Annotated in this window: 19 protein-coding genes; 4 read left to right on the plus strand and 15 right to left on the minus strand. The window is 55.3% G+C overall.

The genetic code is table 11. From position 1 onward, the window contains the following. Nucleotides 1-22 precede the first annotated feature (22 nt). Nucleotides 23-940, plus strand: a complete 918-nt coding sequence (gene rbn, locus KW829_RS04705; protein WP_218307709.1) for a ribonuclease BN — start codon at nt 23-25, stop codon at nt 938-940. 64 nt (nt 941-1,004) lie between these two features. Beyond that, nucleotides 1,005-2,009, plus strand: coding sequence for a chemotaxis protein (locus tag KW829_RS04710; protein WP_218307710.1), 1,005 nt, complete (start codon nt 1,005-1,007; stop codon nt 2,007-2,009). A 109-nt stretch (nt 2,010-2,118) separates the two neighbouring features. Here KW829_RS04710 and nuoN read toward each other — a convergent pair whose 3' ends face one another. The 14 genes from nuoN to lrhA form a co-directional block, all read right to left on the minus strand. After that, the gene (gene nuoN / locus KW829_RS04715; RefSeq protein WP_010433361.1) at nt 2,119-3,576 is read right to left on the minus strand and encodes an NADH-quinone oxidoreductase subunit NuoN; all 1,458 of its coding nucleotides are present in this window, start codon (nt 3,574-3,576) and stop codon (nt 2,119-2,121) included. 6 nt (nt 3,577-3,582) lie between these two features. After that, nucleotides 3,583-5,112: an NADH-quinone oxidoreductase subunit M gene (gene nuoM / locus KW829_RS04720; protein WP_218307711.1), complete on the minus strand. Its 1,530-nt coding sequence runs from the start codon at nt 5,110-5,112 to the stop codon at nt 3,583-3,585. 76 nt (nt 5,113-5,188) lie between these two features. Next, complete coding sequence (gene nuoL / locus KW829_RS04725; protein ID WP_089597915.1) at nt 5,189-7,030, minus strand: NADH-quinone oxidoreductase subunit L; 1,842 nt, start codon at nt 7,028-7,030, stop codon at nt 5,189-5,191. Next, a complete protein-coding gene (nuoK, locus tag KW829_RS04730) occupies nt 7,027-7,329 on the minus strand; it encodes an NADH-quinone oxidoreductase subunit NuoK (RefSeq protein WP_006176506.1) in 303 nt (100 codons plus the stop codon). The genes nuoL and nuoK overlap by 4 nt, the downstream gene beginning before the upstream one ends. Next, entirely contained in the window at nt 7,326-7,880 is a 555-nt protein-coding gene (gene nuoJ / locus KW829_RS04735) for an NADH-quinone oxidoreductase subunit J (protein ID WP_010433354.1), read from the minus strand. Before nuoJ ends, nuoK begins: the two co-directional genes overlap by 4 nt. 10 nt (nt 7,881-7,890) lie before the next feature. Then, complete coding sequence (gene nuoI / locus KW829_RS04740) at nt 7,891-8,433, minus strand: NADH-quinone oxidoreductase subunit NuoI (protein ID WP_010433353.1); 543 nt, start codon at nt 8,431-8,433, stop codon at nt 7,891-7,893. A 13-nt stretch (nt 8,434-8,446) separates the two neighbouring features. Further along, nucleotides 8,447-9,424 carry an NADH-quinone oxidoreductase subunit NuoH gene (gene nuoH / locus KW829_RS04745; protein ID WP_010433351.1) on the minus strand — a complete coding sequence of 326 codons (978 nt, stop codon included), beginning with the start codon at nt 9,422-9,424 and terminating at the stop codon, nt 8,447-8,449. Next, nucleotides 9,421-12,144 carry an NADH-quinone oxidoreductase subunit NuoG gene (gene nuoG / locus KW829_RS04750; protein WP_126816631.1) on the minus strand — a complete coding sequence of 908 codons (2,724 nt, stop codon included), beginning with the start codon at nt 12,142-12,144 and terminating at the stop codon, nt 9,421-9,423. The genes nuoH and nuoG overlap by 4 nt, the downstream gene beginning before the upstream one ends. Before the next feature lie 54 nt (nt 12,145-12,198). Continuing rightward, the gene (nuoF, locus tag KW829_RS04755; RefSeq protein WP_089597913.1) at nt 12,199-13,536 is read right to left on the minus strand and encodes an NADH-quinone oxidoreductase subunit NuoF; all 1,338 of its coding nucleotides are present in this window, start codon (nt 13,534-13,536) and stop codon (nt 12,199-12,201) included. Beyond that, nucleotides 13,533-14,033 carry an NADH-quinone oxidoreductase subunit NuoE gene (gene nuoE / locus KW829_RS04760; protein WP_006176513.1) on the minus strand — a complete coding sequence of 167 codons (501 nt, stop codon included), beginning with the start codon at nt 14,031-14,033 and terminating at the stop codon, nt 13,533-13,535. Before nuoE ends, nuoF begins: the two co-directional genes overlap by 4 nt. A 2-nt stretch (nt 14,034-14,035) precedes the next feature. After that, complete coding sequence (gene nuoC, locus KW829_RS04765; protein WP_089597912.1) at nt 14,036-15,838, minus strand: NADH-quinone oxidoreductase subunit C/D; 1,803 nt, start codon at nt 15,836-15,838, stop codon at nt 14,036-14,038. A gap of 89 nt (nt 15,839-15,927) precedes the next feature. Next, nucleotides 15,928-16,602, minus strand: coding sequence for an NADH-quinone oxidoreductase subunit NuoB (gene nuoB / locus KW829_RS04770; protein ID WP_003861482.1), 675 nt, complete (start codon nt 16,600-16,602; stop codon nt 15,928-15,930). 15 nt (nt 16,603-16,617) lie between these two features. Further along, nucleotides 16,618-17,058 (minus strand): NADH-quinone oxidoreductase subunit NuoA, encoded by a 441-nt coding sequence (gene nuoA, locus KW829_RS04775; RefSeq protein ID WP_010433335.1) that lies wholly within the window; start codon nt 17,056-17,058, stop codon nt 16,618-16,620. Nucleotides 17,059-17,689: 631 nt separating this feature from the next. Next, nucleotides 17,690-18,628, minus strand: coding sequence for a transcriptional regulator LrhA (gene lrhA / locus KW829_RS04780; protein WP_218307712.1), 939 nt, complete (start codon nt 18,626-18,628; stop codon nt 17,690-17,692). 938 nt (nt 18,629-19,566) lie between these two features. On the opposite strand from lrhA, the gene alaA reads away from it, so the two are divergent. Together alaA and yfbR are read left to right on the plus strand one after the other, a co-directional pair. Beyond that, complete coding sequence (gene alaA, locus KW829_RS04785) at nt 19,567-20,781, plus strand: alanine transaminase AlaA (RefSeq protein ID WP_008500204.1); 1,215 nt, start codon at nt 19,567-19,569, stop codon at nt 20,779-20,781. Nucleotides 20,782-20,899: 118 nt separating this feature from the next. Then, nucleotides 20,900-21,499: a 5'-deoxynucleotidase gene (gene yfbR / locus KW829_RS04790; protein ID WP_010433329.1), complete on the plus strand. Its 600-nt coding sequence runs from the start codon at nt 20,900-20,902 to the stop codon at nt 21,497-21,499. A gap of 54 nt (nt 21,500-21,553) precedes the next feature. On the opposite strand, the gene KW829_RS04795 is transcribed toward yfbR, so the two are convergent. Then, a complete protein-coding gene (locus tag KW829_RS04795) occupies nt 21,554-23,386 on the minus strand; it encodes an SLC13 family permease (protein ID WP_010433326.1) in 1,833 nt (610 codons plus the stop codon). Nucleotides 23,387-23,434: the final 48 nt, after the last annotated feature.

Genomic DNA, 23,434 nt, shown 5'->3' on the forward strand with positions numbered 1-23,434 from the left:
TCGGCAAAGGGCTGATTGCGTTATGGAACTGATTTTTTTGGGTACGTCCGCTGGCGTGCCAACCCGCTCACGAAACGTGACGGCGATCCTGCTGGATCTTCATCACCCCACCCGCGGCGGTCTATGGCTGTTTGACTGCGGTGAAGGCACGCAGCACCAGCTGCTGCGTACCGCTTATCATCCGGGCAAGCTGGATAAAATTTTTATTACCCATCTTCACGGTGACCACCTTTTCGGCTTGCCCGGCCTGCTCTGCAGCCGTTCGATGGCCGGTAATGCCAACCCGCTGACGATTTACGGGCCGGCGGGTATCCGGGAATTTGTTGAAACGACGCTGCGCCTGAGCGGCTCGTGGACGGATTATCCGCTCGACGTGGTGGAGATCGCCGAAGGTCTGGTCTTCGACGATGGCGCGTATACCGTCACCGCTCAGCCGCTTAATCACCCGGTTGAGTGTTACGGCTATCGCGTTGAAGAGCACGACAAACCCGGCGCGCTCGACGCCGCGGCTCTCATCGCTGACGGCATAAAGCCCGGCCCGCTGTTCCAGCGTCTTAAGCTGGGAGAGACCGTCACGCTGGAAGACGGGCGCGTGGTGAACGGTCAGGACTACCTCGCGGCGCCGCAGCCGGGGAAAAAGCTGGCGATCTTTGGCGATACCGCGCCGTGCCCTTCCGCCCATCTGCTTGCACAGGGCGTAGATGTGATGGTGCATGAAGCGACGCTTGAAACGGCGATGGAAGAGAAAGCCAACAGCCGGGGCCATAGCTCGACGCGTCAGGCGGCGCAGCTTGCCCGTGACGCGGGCGTCGGGAGATTGATCGTCACTCACGTTAGCTCGCGCTACGACGCGCGGGGATGTGCAAGCCTGCTGGCAGAGTGCCGTCACCTGTTCCCGGCATGTGAGCTGGCGGAAGATTTCACTCAGGTCAGCGTTTAGTCCTTCATTTTTCCCTCAGGATGCCGATAACGATTAAAAGGTCAGCATTTCTCTTGAGGGTAGAATGGATAATTTCCAGAAAGATATTGATGACAGGGCGAATCTGACCCTGTCGAACCGTTTTGAACTGTTGCTGTTCCGTCTTGGCACCTCTCTGAACGAAAATAAATCCGAGCTGTTTGGCATTAACGTGTTCAAGCTGCGCGAAATCGTGCCGATGCCGGCGTTCACCAAACCCGCAGGCATGAAGTCTCCGCTGATGGGGATGGTGAACATTCGCGACCAGGTGATCCCGGTGATTGACCTGGCCGCCGTGGCCGGATGCAAGCCGACGACCGGACTGAACATTCTGCTGATCACCGAATACGCCCGCAGCGTGCAGGCGTTTGCCGTGGAGTCCGTTGAGAACATTATGCGTCTCGACTGGAAGCAGGTACACGCGGCCGAAACCGCCGTCAGCGGGCGCTATATCACCAGCATCGCCTGTCTGGACGAGAAGACCGATACCAACGATCTGGCGATGGTGCTGGACGTTGAGCAGATCCTGTACGACATCACCCCGGCTGACCACGATCTGCACGCGACCAATCTGAAAACCACCAAATTCAATATCAAGCCGGGCTCGGTCGCGATTGTTGCGGAAGATTCCAAAGTGGCGCGCTCGATGCTGGAGAAAGGCCTGCAGGCGATGGAAATTCCCGCGCAGCTGCACATTACTGGTAAAGACGCATGGGAGAAAATTGGCGTACTGGCGGCACAGGCGCAGGCTGAAGGGGCTCCCATCACCGATAAAATTGCACTGGTGCTGACCGACCTCGAAATGCCGGAGATGGACGGCTTTACGCTGACGCGCAAAATCAAAACCGATCCGTTCCTGAAGGATATTCCGGTGGTGATCCACTCGTCTCTGTCCGGCAACGCCAACGAAGACCATATTCGCAAGGTGAAGGCCGACGGGTATGTGGCGAAGTTTGAGCTGAACGAGCTGTCGTCAGTGATTGAGGAAGTGCTGGACCGCTCGATGAAGAAGATTGACGGGCCGTTGATTAGCCGGAAGCAGCTGGCTTAGTCGGTTTTTTTCGTTACGTGCGGGCTGGTGCCCTCACCCCAACCCTCTCCCACGGGGAGAGGGCGCAAACATTAAAAAAGGCAACTTTCGTTGCCTTTTTGCTTTTACCTTACATCAGCGGCATCGCTCGCTGCACGATATCAATCAGCGGCTGCGGATAGATACCGAAGATCAGCACCAGCAGCGCAGAGATAAGCACCACGATACCACCGGCGCTGTACTGCCAGTTGGTCGGTGCATCGCGGTTAAGCTGCTGAGGCGCGCTCAGGTACAGGCTCACGGCCACGCGCAGGTAGTAGTAAAGACCAATCGCGGAGCCGATAACGACACCCGCCGTCAGCCACCACAGACCCGCATGAACACCGACTGCCAGCACGTAGAACTTACCGATAAAGCCCAGCGTCATCGGGATACCCGCCAGCGAGAGCATCATTACGGTCATCACAGCAGACAGAATCGGACGGTGCCAGAACAGACCACGGTAGGAGAACAGTGAATCCGCATCCGGACCACGGTACGGGCTCGACATCAGGCTCACCACGCCGAACGCGCCGAGGCTGCTGAACAGGTAACCCGCCAGATACACGCCCACGGCTTCCATCGACATCTCGCCGCTCTGCAGCGCAATCAGCGCCACCAGCAGGTAACCCAGGTGTGAGATAGACGAGTAGCCCAGCAGACGCTTGATGTTGGTCTGGCTCAGCGCCATCAGGTTACCGAAGATGATAGAGACGAACGCGATAATGCCCAGCACCACGCGAACCGCTTCGCTGTCACCTACCGGTGCGTACAGGAACAGACGCATCACCACACCGAAGATAGCGATTTTGCTCGCTGTCGCCAGGAAGGTCGACACCGGAGCCGGTGCGCCCTGGTATACGTCTGGCGTCCACAGGTGGAACGGCACCAGAGAGAGCTTGAAGCCGAGGCCAACAATCATCATGCCCAGACCCGCCAGCAGCAGCGGCTCGTGCAGCATGCCGTCGCCGAGGCTCTTGCCGATGGCCAGGAAGGAGAGATTACCCGTCTGTGCGTACAGCAGCGCGATACCGAACAGCAGGAACGACGAGGCAGCAGCGGACAAGATGGTGTACTTGATCGCCGCTTCCAGAGAACGTTTCTGGCGGAAGGCGTAACCAATCAGGCCGAACAGCGGGAGTGAGATCAGCTCAATACCGAGGAACAGCGCGGCCAGGTGGTTCGCGTTCGCCAGCAGAATGCCGCCCAGTGCGGCAATCAGTACCAGCAGGTAAAACTCTTCTTTGTTGTCGTTGTAGCCTTCAAGCCACGGGTACGCAAAGGTGCAGGTTGCCAGGCTCGCCAGCAGAACCAGACCGGTGTACAGCATGGCGTAACCGTCAACGCGCATCAGCGGCGTGACATCCATCGCGCCCGCCTGGCCAACAAACCAGAGGGAGACTAACGCAGCGTTCAGACCCAAAACGGACAGGGTCGCATTCAGGAAGTGATTGCGTCGCCACGCAATGGAGAGCATCACAACCACCACCGTCAATCCGACGATCAGCAGCGGTAGCAGCGCGATCAGTTGTTGTGGAGTTATTGTCATGGCGAATTACGGCCTTGTAGTAGAAGCAGAATTAACAAACCACTGCTGGATGTTGCCCATCGCGCTATGCGAGGTATCCAGAATCGGCTGCGGATAGAAGCCCAACAGCACCAGCAGTACGACCAGCAGCAGGATGATGAACAGCTCACGCAGCGACATCCCCGGCAGTTCTTGTGCAGCAATTTCGCTCTTCGCTTTACCGAAGTAAGCGCGGTGCAGCATCGCCAGCGAGTACACGGAAGCGAACACCAGACCAAAGGTGGAGATGACGGTAATCATCGGAACCACTTTGAAGCTGCCGAACAGAATCATAAATTCGCCGACGAAGTTACCGGTGCCCGGCATACCCAGGGTGGCAACCGCGAAGAACATGGAGAGCGCTGGCAGCCATTTCATTTTGCCCCACAGGCCGCCCATTATACGCATGTCGCGAGTATGCAGACGTTCGTACAGCTGACCGCACAGGATGAAGAGACCCGCGGCGGACAGGCCGTGCGCAATCATCTGAATGACCGCGCCCTGGTACGCCAGCTGGCTGCCGGTGTAGATCGCAATCAGCACGAAGCCCATGTGGGAAACGGAGGTGTAGGCAATCAGACGCTTGATGTCGTACTGCGTGAAGGCCATCCACGCGCCGTAGAAGATACCGATCACGCCGAGCCACATGGCAATGGGTGCGAATTCAGCGGAGGCATTCGGGAACAGCGGCAGTGCGAAACGCAGCAGACCGTAGGCCGCCGTTTTAAGCAAGATGCCCGCCAGGTCAACGGAACCCGCCGTCGGTGCCTGAGAGTGCGCGTCTGGCAGCCAGCCGTGCAGCGGAACCACCGGCATTTTCACCGCGAAGGCGATGAAGAAGCCCAGCATCAGCAGGTATTCCACGCCGTGAGACATCGGGGTCTTCAGCAGCTCTTCATAGTTGAAGGTCCAAACACCGGTCGCATTGTAATGCACGAACACCAGCGCCAGGATGGCAATCAGCATCACCAGACCGCTCGCCTGGGTATAGATGAAGAACTTGGTTGCCGCCGTGATACGCGTTTTACCGTCGGACGCCTTATGGCCCCACAGCGCGATCAGGAAATACATCGGCACCAGCATCATCTCCCAGAAGAAGAAGAACAGGAACATGTCGATGGCAAGGAACACGCCGATCACGCCGCCCAGGATCCACATCAGGTTCAGGTGGAAGAAGCCCTGGTATTTTTCGATTTCTCGCCAGGAGCAAAGTACCGCCAGAACGCCGAGCAGGCCGGTCAGCACCACCATCAGCAGCGACAAACCGTCAATCGCGAGGTGGATCGTAATGCCGAAACGCGGGATCCACGGCAGGATAAACTCAGACTGCCACTGCGGAATGCCCGCAGACTGGGTCAGAGAGTAGCCACCCTGCAACCAGAGTTGCAGGCCAAGTGCGAGCGTTAATCCCATGGTGATCAGCGCGATCCAGCGCGGCATCTTCACGCCAAAGCGTTCAGTCTGCCAGCACAGGAAGCCGCCGATGAAGGGAATTAATATTAGCCAGGGTAGTAACATGGCGATTTACATTCCTTTTTAAGGCCCCCAGCAGGGGCCTGATTTTCAACGAATTCGAATAAAATTCACTTAACGATCAACGCAACACCATCAGCAGCGCCAGCACGACAACCGCACCGATGCTCATGGATGCCACATACCAGCGCAGATAACCGTTCTCACTGTACAGCAGGCCTTTACCTGCAAAGCGGGAGAGGATCGCCGGGATATTCATCAGGCTGTTCAGCGGGTCGCGTTTTACCAGCCACGCAATGCCCAGGAACGGCTTAACGAAGATCATGTCGTACAGCCAGTCGAAGCCCCACGCGTTGTACCACCAGGTGCCCAGCAGACGGCCCGGCGCACTGTTGGCAACGGCAGTTACCAGCGTACGTTTACCCAGCCACAGCCATGCAGCAATCAGGATGCCCGCGATAGCAACTACGCCGGAGGTGATTTCAAGCGTCAGAACGCGACCGTGCTCAAGCTCGGTTGTCGCCGGGAGTACGCCCTGCAGCGGTGGCACAATCATCGCGCCAACGAAGGTGGAGAGTACCAGCAGCACAATCAGCGGCAGGTGATGGGTGATCCCCTTCCCTGCGTGAGCGTGAATTTGTTCTTTACCGTGGAATACGATGAAAATCATACGGAAGGTATACAGGGAGGTCATGAACGCACCGACCAGACCCGCAACCATCAGATTGATATGACCATTCGCCATGGCACCCGCAAGGATTTCGTCCTTACTGAAGAAGCCCGCGGTGATCAGCGGCAGTGCCGCCAGCGCCGCGCCGCCCACCAGGAAGCAGACATACACCAGCGGGATAGACTTACGCAGTCCTCCCATCTTGAAGATGTTCTGCTCGTGGTGGCAGGCCAGGATCACCGAACCGGATGAAAGGAACAGCAGCGCTTTAAAGAACGCGTGCGTCATCAGGTGGAAAATGGCGGCGTCCCACGCCTGAACGCCCAGCGCCAGGAACATGTAACCAATCTGGCTCATGGTGGAGTACGCGAGAACGCGTTTGATGTCGGTCTGTACCAGTGCGGCAAAGCCTGCCAGCACCAGCGTGACCGCACCGACGATACCCACCAGATGCAGAATTTCCGGGGTCATCAGGAACAGGCCATGGGTACGCGCAATCAGGTAGACACCCGCTGTTACCATGGTCGCGGCGTGGATCAGCGCGGAGACAGGCGTTGGACCCGCCATCGCATCTGCCAGCCATGTCTGCAGCGGCAGCTGCGCGGATTTACCCACAGCGCCACCCAGCAGCATCAGCGTTGCCCACCACAGCATGTTGTTGCCTGCTTCGAAGTGTGCCGGCGCCAGTTCCACCATTTCGCGGAAGTTCAGCGTGCCCAGTTCGTTATAGAGAATGAACAGCGCGAAAGCGAGGAACACGTCACCCACGCGGGTCACGACGAACGCTTTCATGGCCGCTGCGCCATTCTTCGGATCGGTGTAGTAGAAACCGATCAGCAGGTAAGAACACAGACCCACGCCTTCCCAGCCCAGGTACATCAGCAGCAGGTTATCGGCCAGCACCAGAACCACCATGCTGGCGATAAACAGGTTGGTGTAGGCGAAGAAGCGGGAGTAGCCCTCTTCACCGCGCATATACCAGGAGGCGAACATGTGGATCAGGAAGCCCACGCCGGTGACAACGGAGAGCATGGTCAGAGACAGACCATCCAGCACCAGGTTGAAACCGATGTTGAAATCACCGACCGACATCCACGTCCACAGCGGCACGCTGAAAGGCTGACGTCCGTTGTTAAAGAAGTCGATACCCGCATACGCTGTAACCAGCGCAGCCAGACCGATTGAGCCGATACCCACGGTCGCAGACAGATTCTCAGACCAGCGGCCGCGAGAAAACGCCAGCAGCACGAAGCCAATCAGCGGAAAAATAATGGTTAAGGCAAGCATGTTCATCCACGCAACTCACTTACTGAATCGATGTTCAGGTTCTGGCGGCGACGATGGAGCTGCAGCAACAGCGCCAGGCCAATACTCGCTTCGGCAGCCGCAAGGCTGATGGCGAGAATGTACATCACCTGACCGTCGGCCTGGCCCCAGTAGCTCCCGGCGACCACGAAGGCCAGCGCGGAGGCGTTAATCATGATTTCCAGACCAATCAGCATAAACAGCAGATTGCGGCGGATAACCAGACCGGTTAAGCCCAGAACGAACAAAATCGCAGCGAGGATCAGTCCATGTGTTAAGGGGATCATGCGCGCTCCTCCGTTTTTCTTTTCGCGCGGTCATCAGTGCGGTTGCTCAGCACCTCGCCAACACGCTCTTCGCGGCCGACGTGGAAGGCAACAACCAGACCTGCCAGCAGCAGCATTGACGCCAGTTCAACCGCCAGAACGTAAGGGCCAAACAGAGCAATACCCACTGTCTTAGCGCTGATTGGCGTACCGTCGATGCCCTGATCGTTCACGCCCAGAATGGCGTAAACAATCACCACCAGCATGATGGCCGACAGAATTGCCGGACCAATCCACACCTGCGGTTTTAACCACTGACGTTCCTGCTCAATTTCAGAGCCGCCCAGGTTCAGCATCATCACCACGAACACGAACAGCACCATGATGGCACCGGCGTAGACGATGATTTCCAGCGCACCGGCGAAGTGCGCGCCCAGCGCAAAGAACACCCCGGAAATGGCCAGCAGCGAAATGATTAAGTACAGCAGCGCATGCACCGGATTGGTGTGCGTGATCACTCGCAGCGTAGCCAGGATGGCGATAAGGCCACAGATATAAAAAGCGAATTCCATTGCCCTCTCCTTACGGTAACAGGCTCTTGACGTCGATAGGCTTAGCTTCGTTCTCTGCTTCGCCCTTATCTTTGCCGTCGATTGCCATACCCGCCATCCGGTAGAAGTTATATTCCGGGTATTTGCCCGGACCGGAAATCAGCAGATCCTCTTTCTCGTACACCAGGTCCTGACGCTTGTACTCACCCAGTTCGAAGTCTGGAGTCAGCTGAATCGCCGTGGTTGGGCACGCTTCTTCACACAGACCGCAGAAGATGCAGCGTGAGAAGTTGATGCGGAAGAACTCAGGGTACCAGCGGCCATCTACCGTCTCGGCTTTTTGCAGAGAGATACAGCCTACCGGGCACGCTACCGCACACAGGTTACAGGCAACGCAGCGCTCAGAACCGTCCGGATCGCGCGTCAGCACGATACGGCCACGGTAGCGCGGCGGCAGATATACCGGCTCTTCCGGGTACATCTGGGTTTCGCGTTTGGCAAACGCGTGCAGGCCGATCATCCAGATACTGCGTACCTGGGTGCCGAAACCTACTAATAATTCTTTTAAGGTCATGGTCTAAAGCCCCTTATGGCTGCTGCCAGAGAATGACAGCCGCCGTTACCAACAAGTTGACGAGCGTCAGCGGCAGGCACACTTTCCAGCCGAAGGACATTACCTGGTCATAACGCGGACGCGGTAAGGACGCACGAATCAAAATGAACATCATCATAAAGAACGCGGTTTTCAACGCGAACCAGATGAACGGCGGTAAGAACGGGCCATGCCAGCCACCAAAGAACAGCGTTACCATCAACGCGGAAATGGTGACGATACCGATGTACTCGCCCACGAAGAACAGACCGAATTTCATACCGGAATATTCAATGTGGTAACCGTCGGCCAGTTCCTGTTCGGCTTCTGGCTGGTCAAACGGGTGACGGTGACACACCGCCACACCCGCGATAGCAAAGGTAATAAACCCAAAGAACTGCGGGATAACGTTCCAGATGTCGGCCTGGTTGTTGACAATGTCGGTCATGTTAAATGAACCGGCCTGCGCCACCACGCCCATCAGGGAAAGACCCAGGAACACTTCGTAGCTCAGCGTCTGCGCGGAAGCACGCATCGCACCCAGCAGCGAGTATTTGTTGTTACTGGACCAGCCTGCGAACAGCACCGCGTAAACCGCGAGGCCTGCCATCATCAGGAAGAACAGAATGCCGATGTTCAGGTCAGCGACCACCCAGGTCGGGCTGACCGGAACGATAGCAAACGCCAACAGCAGCGAGGTGAAGGCGATCATCGGTGCCAGAGTAAAGATCACGCGGTCCGAGAAGCGCGGGATCCAGTCCTCTTTAAAGAACATCTTGATCATGTCCGCCACAAGCTGGAGTGAACCACCCCAGCCCACGCGGTTCGGTCCGTAACGGTTCTGGAACAGACCGAGCAGACGACGTTCACCAAAGCTCATGAACGCGCCGCAGGTGACCACCACCAGCAGAATCACAACCGCTTTCAGAATGCTCAGCAGGATGTCGATAAGATCCGGCGTTAACCAACTCATGCTTTTGCCTCCTGCAGGTTATCAAGACGCGCACCCGCCAGTACCGGCGCGATGCCAGGCATACCCATTGGCAGACCCACCTGCCCTGCTGTCAGACCCTCAGAGATAATCAGCGGCAGGCTGATTGTCTGGCCGTCATAGCTAAAGGCAATGTTTGCGCCCGCGTTAACGCCAAGCTTCGCGGCATCCGCCGGGTTGAGCTTGATGTACGGCTGCGGCATGCGGGTCTGGAAGACCGGTGAACGCTGGGACAGCTCGTCGCTACCGAACAGATGGTAGTAAGGCGCGATACGCCAGTTGCCATCCTGGGCCTGGAAGCTCGCCGGTACGGTGGTGAAGAAGTCCAGACCGGTTTCGGAGGCTTCAATCAGACGCACGCCCGGATCGCCGTGGCGCAGGGAGCCACCCACTTCAGCCTGGAACTTGTTCCATGCCTGCGGGGAGTTCCAGCCTGGCGCCCATGCGAATGGGATTTGCGAACGCGGCGCAGACGGCTGGTTGTTCCCTTCCATTGAGAAGGCGAACATCGTGTCTTTATCCTGCGGCTGGCGCGGTTCGTGCACGCTGATATTGGCGCGCATTGCGGTACGACCGCTGTAACGGTGCGGTTCGCGCGCCAGTTTCTGGCCGCGAATGCGGAAGCTTGCTTCAGGCGCGGCATCTTTAATGCCTGCCAGCTGAGGCAGTTTTTCGACTACCGCGTCGATAACGTGGTCGAGCTGCGTCCAGTCCACTTCACGGCTCTGCACGGTGCTGTGCAGGGAGTGCAGCCAGCGCCAGCTTTCCAGCATCACGGTGTTGCTGTCGTAGTACGCCGGGTCATAAACCTGGAAGAAACGCTGTGCGCGGCCTTCGTTGTTGATAACGGTACCGTCGCTTTCTGCGAAGCTTGCCGCAGAGAGCACCAGGTGCGCTTTATCCATAATCGCCGTGCGCTGATGGTCAATCACCATCACCAACGGCGCTTTGGAGAGCGCGGCGTCAACGCGAGCAGCAGAGGCATGGCGATGCAGATCGTTTTCCAGCACCACAACGGCGTCAGCAGAACCGGATTCCAGTTCGCTTAACGCTGCTTCCAGCGAGCCGCCGCCAATCATACCCAGACCGATGCTGTTCACCGCACGGGCAATCATGGTCACACCGACGTCCGCACCGCGGCCTTTCAGGGCTTTGGCAACGTTGGCTGCCGCCTGAATGATCTCGGCGCTACCGGCGTTGGTCCCGGAAATAATCAGCGGTTTTTTCGCACCGGCCAGGGCCTGAACAATCACGTCGACCTTGTTCTGCAGGTCGCGATCCAGCTCAACGGCCGGAGAGTTGCTGTCCAGCGCGTGGGCAATCGCAAAGCCAAGACGCGCCTGATCTTCAACCGGTGCGCAGTAGGTCCACGCCGCGATGTCGTCCAGACGGGTATTGTCAACGTTGGTCACAAACAGAGGATGCTTCGCGCGCTGACCGATGTTCAGGATTGCCGCAATCTGCCAGTCGGCCACTTTCTGCGCCGCTGCCATTTCACGTGCTTTCCCCTTCACCGCCTGACGAACCGCCAGAGCCGCGCGTGCGCCGGTCTGCGTCAGGTCTTCACCCAGCACCAGAACCGCATCATAAGATTCAATTTCGCGCAGCGCAGGGGTGTGGACACCGCCTTCACGCAGCACTTTCAGTACCAGCTGCAGACGTTCCTGCTCGCCCTGAGCGATACCGGTATAGAAGTTTTCCGCCCCAACCAGCTCGCGCAACGCGAAGTTGCTTTCGATACTGGCGCGCGGGGAGCCGATACCGATCACTTTCTTCGACTGGCGCAGAATATCTGCCGCGCCCTGCATCGCCTGTTCAGCGTTCAGGGTAATGAAGTCGTCGCCACGGCGCTGAACCGGCTGACGCGGACGGTCTTTCAGGTTGACATAGCCATAGCCGAAACGACCGCGGTCGCAGAGGAAGTAGTGGTTAACGGTACCGTTGTAACGGTTTTCGATACGGCGCAGTTCGCCATAACGCTCACCCGGGCTGGTGTTACAGCCGAGGGAACACTGCTGGCAGATGCTTGGCGCAAACTGCATGTCCCATTTACGGTTGTAACGCTCGGAGTGGGTTTTATCCGTGAATACGCCGGTCGGGCAGATTTCTACCAGGTTACCGGAGAATTCGCTTTCAAGCGTACCGTCTTCCGGACGACCGAAGTAGACGTTGTCATGTGCGCCATACACGCCCAGATCCTGACCGTCTGCGTAGTCTTTGTAGTAACGCACGCAGCGGTAGCAGGCGATGCAGCGGTTCATTTCGTGAGAGATGAAAGGCCCCAGGTCCTGGTTACGGTGGGTACGCTTGGTAAAGCGATAGCGACGGAAGCTGTGACCGGTCATGACGGTCATATCCTGAAGATGGCAGTTACCGCCCTCTTCACAAACCGGACAGTCGTGCGGGTGGTTGGTCATCAACCATTCCACCACGCTTTCGCGGAACTGTTTGGCTTCTTCGTCATCAATCGAAATAAAGGTGCCTTCGGTGGCTGGCGTCATACAGGACATCACCAGGCGACCACGCGTGTCTTCCGCGTTTTGATATTGCTTCACCGCACACTGGCGGCAAGCACCGACGCTGCCCAGCGCCGGATGCCAGCAAAAGTACGGAATATCGAGGCCAAGAGACAGACAAGCTTCCAGCAGGTTGTCCGCCCCGTTGACTTCGTATTCTTTGCCGTCTACATGAATCGTAGCCATTAGCATGCTTCCAGTTGTCTCGGTCGAAACCGAGCGTTAATCAAAATTCTGTTTTTACCAGCGCGCTTTCAGCAGGTTCGGCTGAATCCCATTGATTGAATGGGTATTGCTGAACGGCTGCTTGATGCCTGCTTCGAATTCGTCGCGGAAATATTTAATCGCGCTCTGCAGCGGCTCGACAGCACCAGGTGCGTGGGCACAGAAGGTTTTGCCTGGGCCTAAGAATCGACACAGTTGCTCAAGTGTCTCGATATCGCCAGGCTGGCCTTCGCCACGTTCGATTGCACGCAGGATCTTCACGCTCCACGGCAGACCGTCACGGCACGGTGTACACCAGCCGCAGGACTCGCGGGCGAAGAACTCTTCCAGGTTACGCACCAGCGAGACCATGCCGATCTCGTGGTCGACGGCCATCGCCAGCGCCGTACCCAGACGGCTGCCTGCTTTACCAATGCTTTCGAATTCCATCGGCAGATCGAGGTGGGCTTCGGTCAGGAAGTCAGTCCCTGCCCCACCCGGCTGCCAGGCTTTGAATTTCAGTCCATCGCGCATGCCGCCCGCGTAGTCTTCAAGAATTTCGCGTGCGGTGGTACCGAACGGCAGTTCCCAGACGCCAGGATTTTTAACGCGACCGGAGAAGCCCATCAGCTTGGTACCGGCATCTTTACTTGAGGAGATGCCCTGATACCACTCCACGCCGTTGGCGAGGATAGCCGGAACGTTACACAGGGTTTCGACGTTGTTTACGCAGGTCGGTTTACCCCATACGCCGGAGCTTGCCGGGAACGGTGGCTTGGAACGCGGGTTCGCACGGCGACCTTCCAGGGAGTTAATCAGCGCGGTTTCTTCACCGCAGATGTAACGCCCGGCACCGGTGTGCACGAACAGTTCGAAGTCAAACCCGGTGCCCAGGATGTTTTTCCCAAGCAGGCCCGCTTCGGTGGCTTCCGCAATCGCGCGACGCAGGTTTTCTGCCGCTTCGATGTACTCACCGCGCAGGAAGATGTAGCCACGGTACGCTTTCAGCGCAAACGCGGAGATCAGCATGCCTTCCACCAGCAGGTGCGGCAGCTGCTCCATCAGCAGGCGGTCTTTATAGGTGCCCGGCTCCATTTCATCGGCGTTACACAGCAGGTAACGGATGTTCATGGATTCGTCTTTCGGCATCAGGCTCCACTTCAGACCGGTGGAGAAGCCCGCACCGCCACGCCCTTTCAGGCCAGAATCTTTTACCGCGTTAACGATGTCGTCCGGCGCCATGCCGCCAAGGGCTTTACGCGCACCGGCATAGCCGTTTTTGCTTTCGTATTCTTCAAGCCATACCGGCTGTTTATCATCGCGCAGACGCCAGGTCAGCGGATGCGTCTCAGCAGTACGAATTACAGTTTTCATTTGTACTGCTCCAGCAGGTCAGGAATCGCTTCCGGCGTCAGATGGCTGTGAGTATCCTCATCAATCATCATGGTCGGCCCCTTGTCGCAGTTACCCAGGCAGCAGGTCGGCAGCAGAGTAAAGCGTCCATCGAACGTGGTCTGGCCCGGCTTGATATTGAGCTTCTTCTCAATCGCAGCCTGAATGCCCTGATAACCGGTGATGTGGCAGACAACGCTGTCACAGTAGCGGATCACATGGCGGCCAACCGGCTGACGGAAGATCTGGCTGTAGAACGTGGCTACGCCTTCTACGTCACTTGCCGGAATACCCAGCACTTTTGCGATCTCGTAGATCGCCCCATCCGGCACCCAGCCACGCTGTTTCTGTACGATTTTCAGCGCTTCAATGGACGCCGCACGCGGGTCTTCGTAGTGGTGCATCTCGTGCTCAATGGCGGCACGTTCTGCTTCACTCAGCTCAAAAGCCTCGGTCTGTGGTTGTTGATTCTCGTGCATAATTAGCGGTCCACATCTGACATAACAAAATCGATACTACCCAGATACACAATCAGGTCGGAGACCAGACTGCCGCGAATGGCGGCCGGGATCTGCTGCAGGTGCGCGAAGCTTGGCGTACGCACGCGGGTACGGTAGCTCATGGTGCTGCCGTCGCTGGTCAGGTAGTAACTGTTGATACCCTTGGTCGCTTCAATCATCTGGAAGGATTCTTGCGCCGGCATGACCGGACCCCAGGAAACCTGCAGGAAGTGGGTGATCAGGGTTTCGATATGTTGCAGCGTGCGCTCTTTCGGCGGCGGCGTCGTCAGCGGGTGATCCGCTTTGAACGGGCCTTCCGGCATGTTGTTGAGGCACTGCTCAAGGATGCGCAGACTCTGGCGCAGCTCTTCCACTTTCAGCATCACGCGGGTATAGCAGTCGGAAACACCGCCGCCCACCGGGACTTCAAAGTCGAAGTTCTCGTAGCCAGAGTAAGGACGGGCTTTACGCACGTCGAAATCAATACCGGTCGCACGCAGACCTGCACCTGTCGTCCCCCACTCCAGCGCTTCTTTCGCGCCGTAGGCAGCAACGCCCTGAGAACGACCTTTCAGGATGGTGTTACGCAGCGCGGCTTTCTCGTAAGACGCCAGACGTTTTGGCATCCAGTCAAGGAATTCACGCAGCAGACGGTCCCAGCCGCGCGGCAGATCGTGTGCCACACCGCCGATACGGAACCAGGCCGGGTGCATACGGAAACCGGTAATCGCTTCCACCAGATCGTAGATTTTCTGACGGTCGGTAAAGGCGAAGAATACTGGGGTCATCGCGCCGACGTCCTGAATGAACGTGGAGATGTACAGCAGGTGGCTGTTGATACGGAACAGTTCTGACAGCATGACGCGAATCACGTTAACGCGATCCGGCGTGGTGATACCCGCCAGTTTCTCAACAGCCAGCACGTATGGCATTTCGTTGACGCAGCCGCCGAGGTACTCGATACGGTCGGTATACGGAATGTAGCTGTGCCAGGACTGACGCTCGCCCATCTTCTCAGCACCACGGTGGTGGTAGCCGATATCAGGCACGCAGTCGACAATCTCTTCGCCGTCAAGCTGAAGAATGATACGGAATGCACCGTGCGCAGACGGGTGGTTCGGACCGAGGTTGAGGAACATGAAGTCCTCGTTTTCGGTACCGCGCTTCATGCCCCAGTCTTCCGGCTTGAAGGTCAGCGCTTCCATCTCCAGATCCTGCTTGGCTTTGGTCAGCTCAAACGGGTCGAATTCGGTGGCACGTGCCGGATAGTCTTTACGCAGCGGGTGGCCGGTCCAGGTCTGCGGCATCATGATGCGCGTCAGGTGCGGGTGGCCGTCAAAGGTCATGCCGAACATTTCCCAGGTTTCACGCTCGTACCAGTTCGCGTTCGGGAAAAGTTTGGTGATCGTCGGCAGATGCATGTCGTTTTCAGACAATGCCACCTTGAGCATGATATCCGTATTACGGTCTATTGAGATCAGGTGGTAGAAAACGGAAAAATCCGCAGCAGGGAGACCCTGGCGGTGAGTACGCAGACGTTCATCCATGCCGTGTAAGTCAAACAGCATGACGTAAGGTTTCGGCAATTTCTTGAGGAAATCGACCACTTCCAGTAATTGTTCACGCTTCACCCAAACAACGGGTACCCCGGTGCGGGTGGCCTGAACAGTAAAGGCATCCGGCCCAAAACGGTTGCGCAGTTCGCCAACGACTGGGTCATCGAGATGATCCCGTGTCTGCCAGGCGGCTTCTTGCGCGGTTAAGTCGGTCATATTGTTCACCATTGCAAATGGTCCGTGGTGACTGTTAAGCCTGGCTTCGCGCTATTTGAGTAGTGATATGCGAAGGTGTTCTCCAGGCCCACAGGCGCAAATTAAATTTCGTCAGGCGTACGCAAGTTGGTGACGGCAATACGTTCACCACGTTTACGCTCGCGCTCGGACTGCATGTTCGCGCGATACACACCCTGATCGCCAACAACCCACGACAGTGGGCGACGTTCTTTACCGATAGACTCCTGCAGCAGCATCAGCGCCTGCATGTAAGCTTCCGGACGCGGCGGGCAGCCCGGAATGTAGACATCCACCGGGATAAACTTATCTACGCCCTGCACGACGGAATAAATGTCGTACATACCGCCGGAGTTTGCACATGCGCCCATGGAGATAACCCATTTTGGCTCCAGCATCTGGTCATAAAGACGCTGAATAACCGGGGCCATCTTGGTAAAGCACGTACCGGCCACCACCATCAGGTCAGCCTGACGTGGGGAAGCACGCAGTACCTCTGCCCCAAAACGCGCAACGTCATGCACCGCAGTGAATGACGTCACCATTTCAACGTAGCAGCAAGAAAGGCCAAAGTTGTAAGGCCAGATGGAGTTCTTACGACCCCAGTTGACCATATCGTGCATGGCATGTTCGAGCTTGCCCATGTACACGCTTTTATTGACTTCTTGCTCCAGGGGGTCGGTTACGATCTCCTGTTTTTGCAGGGGGTAACGGTCATTCTCACCGTTAGGATCTATGCGGGTGAGCGTATAATCCATCTTATTGCCTCGCTGTTACTGCTGACGATTAGAGATACTGTTTTCCGGGTTGATCTGCTCACGGCGTGAACGCGCAGGCGTCCAGTCCAGCGCGCCAATACGCACCAGATAAACCAGACCGGCCAGTAACACTAAAATGAAAATTGCGGCCTCGACAAAGCCCACCCAACCACTTTCGCGAATGGAGGTCGACCATGCGAAAAGGTAAAGCGCTTCCACGTCGAAGATGACGAAGAACATGGCTACCAGGTAGAACTTGGCAGACAGGCGTAAGCGAGCGGTACCTACGGAATCAATACCTGATTCGAAAGGTGTGTTTTTGTGCCTTGCGCGGGCGCGACCGCCCAGGAACCAGCCGCCGACTAACATCAGGCAGCACAGGCCAATGGCTACAATAAGAAAGATTGCGAATGCCCAGTGATGAGCGATGACTTCTGTGGATGTTGACATACTCATTGCTTACTCATCAAAAGTGATACCGACGACACTGCTCTTGCTGGCAGATGGGCATCACATCGATTCATGGGGAGGAACAAATAACCTTACACTAACTGTCAGAAATGAGACATAGACAGCAAAATGATGGGGTTTTTTACTCCTTTCTATAACCTTTTGTCAACTTTAACAAAGGTTTCTTCACATTAAATGACATCAAGCGATTCTCATTAACATTTCATGCCCTTTTAACCCTGGTGGGTACCTGACTTTACGTCAAATGCATGTTGTTGAATCGTGTCCGTTTTGGAAGTAAAAAAAATAACCCTCCTATTTTGACAGGATTTGCCAACGATTCCTCCCCCCAAATAGGAGTATTTTCTTGATCTGAGACACGCTTTTGTTAATTCAATCAAGAAACCGGCAACATATTTCCTGTTTTTTTAACATTGAACGTGGAAGCGGCCAGTTAGAACGCAAAACGAACACGATTTGACCAAAACAATCTATCTCACTGATATTTAAAGCTTACATGATCTAACCCTGTATTCGGAAAGGGTATTTTTACCAAAAAAAAACCACTTCACGCGAAAATCGCGCGAGTGGCTCTTTTTTACACTTACAATTTGTTACGAGAATTTTGAGTGTTTGATCACTCAAAGTTCCCTTCAACGATCAGGGAGTCATCCCCCCCTTCCGGAGTAACATGCTCGTATTGCCAGGGGTTATGGTAGTTTTCCATCGCCTCAAACACGACTTTCGCCAGCTCGTTATTGCTGGTTGCGTTGTGGCATAACAGATACTCCGTATCCGGCAACGCAGGAAGACCATCACTTTTACCCAACACACGGAGATCCGGACTCATCATTTCCACCGGACGCGCTGTTACGCCGAGCCCCGCTTTCACGGCAGCTCGAACAGCGGGTAGCGTTGAGGCCACATAGGCCAAACGCCACGGAATGTTGGCCTCGTTGAGCGCCGACAGCACCATATCCCGGAACGGACTTGGATCATCCAGTAAGACCAATGGAATGGGCTCACCTTGTTGCAGTACATATTCAGCCGCGCAATACCAATGCGTTGGAGAAGTCCGCAGCGTCAGACAATCAAATTGCCCAGGACGATGCGTCGTGACCACCAGATCCACTTCATTCTCTTTGAGCATCTCAATCATAAAAGCATTACGCTTTACGCTAACATCCAGCGCAAGCTTCGGATAAACCGAACTGATACGATTGAGAAGAAACGGCAATATCGTATCCGCTGACTCATCAGATGCGCCTAATGTTAACACCCCCTGGAGGTTGCTAAACATTAAAGACATACATGCTTCATCATTAAAGCGAAGTATTTTCCTGGCATAACCCAGTAGCTGGATACCGTGTTCCGTTAAGAGCTTATTACGTCCATGACGTGCAAAAAGCTCTTTACCGACCAGTTGCTCCAGCCGCTGCATTTGCTGGCTAACGGCAGACTGGGTTCGGCAAACTGCGGCAGCAGCTGCTGCAAAAGTGTTGAGATCGGCGACCGCAACAAACGTTCTCAGCAGATCGAGGTCGAGATTCATTATCGGACGATTTGCATTTATCATATCTATTCACTTTCAGGTTGCTCGTGCGGAGCTGCCCGGGTTGAAGCTGTGTGTAACAGTTAAGCAATTCCCTCTGAAGGTTTCCCTCGCATCCCGGCCCGGCAGACTGCCTGACAGATAGTTATTGTGCTGCTGTATATCAACAGTCAGAAAGCACGTTTCATGACGTTATTTTTATTCTCTTAAACGTTCAGAATATTTAGATGTTCGCAGGTTTCTGTAAATTACATTAAAGGTATGACACCTTTACGGCCATCTTTATCGCAGCGCGGTTAACGTAGCAGGATGTGTTCGGCACACACCAGCCAGAGATAAATCCAACAATAACAATCAATTAATTTAGAAAAGCGGATCCAGATATACAAAACATAGGGCTCTGGCGCCTGCTTTCCTGAAAGACATCTTAACCCAAATCCACTTTATTTATAAGTCTTATTGCAATATTAAGGATTAAGAGGGACTGTTAAGCCTCTCAACTAATTTTATTAAAATTAACTAAAGTTGCATTTTGTTGGTTAATAATAAATAAATTTTAATTTAGATTAAGACCATTCATTAATAACACTTAACATTAATTTCACATGAGTAACTTTTAGCCTAAGCATACTATTCCAACAGTCTGTCTCGAAGCATCTGATTTTACGAAAAGTCACTTAGAGGAACTTCTTACTGCGTATTGGGCATGTTTTTTATTTTTATCAGCACGATATGAAATAAAACCAACAATAAACAGCACAATAAACTTCAGAACATACTTATCACATTACTTTAGCACGACAGAACTCGCTGCAAGCAGTGAAATAGATTCCACAGGAATTGACGCATTGTACAAAATCTTCTCCTGTACACCCTTCAAAACGAAGCGAGGGGGGAGTACATTGTTCCGTGCAGACTTCCACGGCAGGGAGTGGCAATACTAGCGAAAAGGTTAAAGGTTCATGTCCCCTATCGAAAAATCCAGCAAACTAGATAACGTCTGTTACGACATCCGCGGCCCGGTTCTGAAAGAGGCCAAACGCCTTGAAGAGGAAGGCAATAAGGTTCTGAAACTCAACATTGGTAACCCTGCGCCATTTGGTTTTGAAGCGCCGGATGAAATTCTGGTTGATGTGATCCGCAACCTTCCTACTGCACAAGGCTACTGCGATTCAAAAGGACTCTATTCCGCGCGTAAAGCCATCATGCAGCACTATCAGGCGCGCGGTATGCGTGACGTTACCGTTGAAGATATCTATATCGGCAACGGCGTCTCTGAACTGATTGTGCAGGCGATGCAGGCGCTGCTGAATAGCGGCGATGAAATGCTGGTACCTGCGCCTGACTACCCGCTGTGGACGGCGGCCGTGTCGCTGTCGAGCGGTAAAGCCGTTCATTATCTCTGTGACGAGTCCTCTGACTGGTTCCCGGACCTTGATGATATTCGCGCGAAAATTACACCTCGCACGCGTGGCATCGTGATCATTAACCCGAACAACCCGACGGGTGCGGTCTATTCGAAAGAACTGTTGATGGAGATCGTCGAACTCGCCCGCCAGCACAACCTGATCATTTTTGCCGACGAAATCTACGACAAAATCCTGTACGACGCGGCACAACACCACTCGATCGCCGCGCTGGCCCCGGATCTGCTGACCGTCACTTTTAACGGCCTGTCTAAAACCTATCGCGTAGCCGGTTTCCGTCAGGGTTGGATGGTACTGAACGGTCCGAAAAAGCACGCCAAAGGCTACATTGAAGGGCTGGAAATGCTGGCGTCGATGCGTTTATGTGCCAACGTTCCTGCACAGCACGCGATCCAGACGGCGCTCGGCGGCTACCAAAGCATTAGCGAGTTTATCGTTCCCGGTGGTCGCCTGTATGAACAGCGTAACCGCGCGTGGGAATTGATCAACGATATTCCTGGCGTCTCCTGCGTGAAACCTAACGGCGCGCTCTATATGTTCCCGAAAATTGACGCTAAGCGCTTCAATATTCACGACGACCAGAAGATGGTGCTCGACTTCCTGCTGCAGGAAAAAGTGCTGCTGGTTCAGGGTACGGCCTTTAACTGGCCGTGGCCGGATCACGTACGCATTGTGACCCTGCCGCGCGAAGATGACCTCGAAATGGCCATCAGCCGCTTCGGGCGCTTCCTCTCTGGCTACCATCAGTAACGTTGCCTCTCTGCCGGGTGGCGCAGCGCTTGCCCGGCCTACAAAATCCGCAAATTTGCATCTTGCCTCCCCTCCCCGCACAATGAATGCCTGTCGCAGTAAAGACAAAAGGTAACCTATGAGTCAGAGTCATTTCTTTGCCCACCTCTCCCGCCTGAAGCTGATCAACCGCTGGCCGCTGATGCGCAACGTCCGCACGGAAAATGTTTCAGAGCACAGCCTGCAGGTTGCGATGGTCGCTCACGCACTGGCCGCCATAAAGAACCGCAAATTTAACGGGCAGGTCAACGCTGAACGTATTGCCCTGCTGGCGATGTACCATGATGCCTCGGAAGTGCTGACCGGCGATCTGCCAACGCCAGTGAAATATTTCAACTCGCAGATTGCGCAGGAATACAAGGCAATTGAGAAGATTGCTCAGCAGAAGCTGATCGATATGGTGCCGGATGAATTACGCGATATCTTTGAGCCGCTTATCGATGAACATCAGTACACGGAAGATGAAAAGTCGCTGGTGAAGCAGGCCGACGCGCTGTGTGCCTACCTGAAATGTCTGGAAGAGCTGTCTGCGGGGAATAACGAGTTTTTACTGGCGAAAACGCGTCTGGAAAAAACGCTGGAGTCCCGCCGCAGCGAAGAGATGGATTATTTTATGCAGGTATTTGTACCGAGCTTCCATCTGTCGCTGGATGAGATTAGCCAGGATTCACCGTTGTAATTTTTTCGCCGGGTGGCGGCTTCGCCTTACCCGGCCTACGTTTCTGCGCTCACGCTAAAACGGGAATAAAACCGGAATTAACACCACGCACACCACCATTACCAGCACGGTGAACGGCACGCCAATCTTAACGAAATCGCTGAATCTATAATTCCCGGGCCCCAGCACCAGCGTATTCACTGGTGAAGATACCGGTGTCATAAATGCCGCGGAGGCCGCCATCGCCACCATCATCGCGAACGGATACGGCGACACGCCCATGGATTTCGCCATCGCCAGCGCAATAGGCGCCATCAGTACCGCCGTCGCGGTATTGGAAATAAACAGGCCGATGGAGGCGCACATGATAAACAGACAGACCATCATCATGTACGGCCCATACCCGCCGCCAACGTCCATTAAGCCCTTAACGATCAAATCCACCCCGCCGGTTTTTTGCAACGCCAGCGCAAAGGGCATCATCCCGACAATCAGAATAATGCTCGGCCAGTGAATGGCTTTATACGCGCTTTCGGCGTCAATGCAGCGGAATTTCCCCATCAGCAGGCAGGCGATGATGGCCGCGACCGGATTGGGGATTTCATCGGTCAGCATGAGTGCGACCATCAGCACCAGACAGAAAATCGCGTGAGGTGCCTGGCTGTGCGCCGGGGACGCATCGCTCTCTTCAACCGGCATATTGAGCACCACAAAATCACGCCCTTTTTGCCCGAGTTGGCTAATCAGCTTCCAGTTACCGACGACGAGAAAAATGTCACCCAGCAGGATCGGCTCATCCACCACTGCGCCTTCCATCGCCACGCCATCGCGCTTCAGTCCCACGACGTTCAAACCATAGCGGGTGCGGAAGCCGACTTCGCGCACGGTTTTCCCCAACAGCTCCGATTCCGGGATCAGCGATACTTCGGCCATACCGACGTCCAGCGCCTGGTCGGAGAAATACTCGCCGCGGAGCACCATCGGCTCCAGCAGCTGTTCGCTGCAAAACTCACGCAGGTCTACCTCTGCGGTGGACATATCAATCAGCAGAACGTCCCGCGCGCGGAATTCCGACACCCCGTTAACGTTGACAATCACCCGGCGGAAACGACGCCAGCGCTCCACGCCGATGACGTTCGCACCGTAGCGTTCACGGAGCTTAAGATCGTCCAGCCGCTGGCCAATCATCGGTGAGCCGGGGCGAATAGCCAGACGTCGTGCACGCCCGGTGAGACGGTACTCTTTAATCAAATCGCGAAAGGTGCGTCGCTTCCAGCCCTCTTTGCTTTTATCCTGATTTTCGCCTTTCAGGGCAAAACGGGTCAGCAACATGTAGACCACGCCCATCACCAGAACGACCAGCCCAATCGGGGTAACGCTGAAAAAACTGAAGCCCTGGAATCCTTCGCGGATCAGTTCACTGTTGACGACCAGGTTTGGCGGCGTCGCCACCAGCGTCATCATGCCGCTGATCAAACCGGCAAAGCTCAGGGGCATCATCAGACGGGAAGGTGAGATCTGCATCCGCATGGAGACGCTCAGCACCACCGGAATAAAGATGGCGACCACGCCCGTTGAGCTCATAAACGCCCCCAGTCCGGCAACCGTCACCATCAGGTAGATCAGCATTTTGGTTTCACTGCTGCCCGCCACCTTCACCAGCCACGTTCCCATAATGGTCGCTACGCCGGTGCGCACCAGCCCGTCACCAATGATAAACAGGGCGGCGATAAGAATAACGTTGGGGTCGCTAAACCCGGAGAATGCCTCGGGTAGCGTGAGCGTGCCGCTCAGCACAAACGCGACGATGACAAACAGGGCGACGGCATCCATGCGCACCTTGCCTGTAGCGAAAAGAATGATGGCGATTAACAGCAGGCTCAGGACCCAAATCAGTTCACCGTTCACAACCTGTCCTTGTCAGTGGAAGATAAAGAATTCTGCCATAAAAAAGCC

This window comes from Enterobacter sp. ENT02 (assembly GCF_019219165.1).
Classification (GTDB): domain Bacteria; phylum Pseudomonadota; class Gammaproteobacteria; order Enterobacterales; family Enterobacteriaceae; genus Enterobacter; species Enterobacter mori.

What these genes read in the sequence shown, in the direction of transcription:
- rbn (WP_218307709.1), top strand. Translation starts at nt 23, where the DNA reads ATGGAACTGATTTTTTTGGGTACGTCCGCTGGCGTGCCAACCCGCTCA.
- KW829_RS04710 (WP_218307710.1), top strand. Translation starts at nt 1,005, where the DNA reads ATGGATAATTTCCAGAAAGATATTGATGACAGGGCGAATCTGACCCTG.
- nuoN (WP_010433361.1), bottom strand. Translation starts at nt 3,576, where the DNA reads ATGACAATAACTCCACAACAACTGATCGCGCTGCTACCGCTGCTGATC.
- nuoM (WP_218307711.1), bottom strand. Translation starts at nt 5,112, where the DNA reads ATGTTACTACCCTGGCTAATATTAATTCCCTTCATCGGCGGCTTCCTG.
- nuoL (WP_089597915.1), bottom strand. Translation starts at nt 7,030, where the DNA reads ATGAACATGCTTGCCTTAACCATTATTTTTCCGCTGATTGGCTTCGTG.
- nuoK (WP_006176506.1), bottom strand. Translation starts at nt 7,329, where the DNA reads ATGATCCCCTTAACACATGGACTGATCCTCGCTGCGATTTTGTTCGTT.
- nuoJ (WP_010433354.1), bottom strand. Translation starts at nt 7,880, where the DNA reads ATGGAATTCGCTTTTTATATCTGTGGCCTTATCGCCATCCTGGCTACG.
- nuoI (WP_010433353.1), bottom strand. Translation starts at nt 8,433, where the DNA reads ATGACCTTAAAAGAATTATTAGTAGGTTTCGGCACCCAGGTACGCAGT.
- nuoH (WP_010433351.1), bottom strand. Translation starts at nt 9,424, where the DNA reads ATGAGTTGGTTAACGCCGGATCTTATCGACATCCTGCTGAGCATTCTG.
- nuoG (WP_126816631.1), bottom strand. Translation starts at nt 12,144, where the DNA reads ATGGCTACGATTCATGTAGACGGCAAAGAATACGAAGTCAACGGGGCG.
- nuoF (WP_089597913.1), bottom strand. Translation starts at nt 13,536, where the DNA reads ATGAAAACTGTAATTCGTACTGCTGAGACGCATCCGCTGACCTGGCGT.
- nuoE (WP_006176513.1), bottom strand. Translation starts at nt 14,033, where the DNA reads ATGCACGAGAATCAACAACCACAGACCGAGGCTTTTGAGCTGAGTGAA.
- nuoC (WP_089597912.1), bottom strand. Translation starts at nt 15,838, where the DNA reads ATGGTGAACAATATGACCGACTTAACCGCGCAAGAAGCCGCCTGGCAG.
- nuoB (WP_003861482.1), bottom strand. Translation starts at nt 16,602, where the DNA reads ATGGATTATACGCTCACCCGCATAGATCCTAACGGTGAGAATGACCGT.
- nuoA (WP_010433335.1), bottom strand. Translation starts at nt 17,058, where the DNA reads ATGAGTATGTCAACATCCACAGAAGTCATCGCTCATCACTGGGCATTC.
- lrhA (WP_218307712.1), bottom strand. Translation starts at nt 18,628, where the DNA reads ATGATAAATGCAAATCGTCCGATAATGAATCTCGACCTCGATCTGCTG.
- alaA (WP_008500204.1), top strand. Translation starts at nt 19,567, where the DNA reads ATGTCCCCTATCGAAAAATCCAGCAAACTAGATAACGTCTGTTACGAC.
- yfbR (WP_010433329.1), top strand. Translation starts at nt 20,900, where the DNA reads ATGAGTCAGAGTCATTTCTTTGCCCACCTCTCCCGCCTGAAGCTGATC.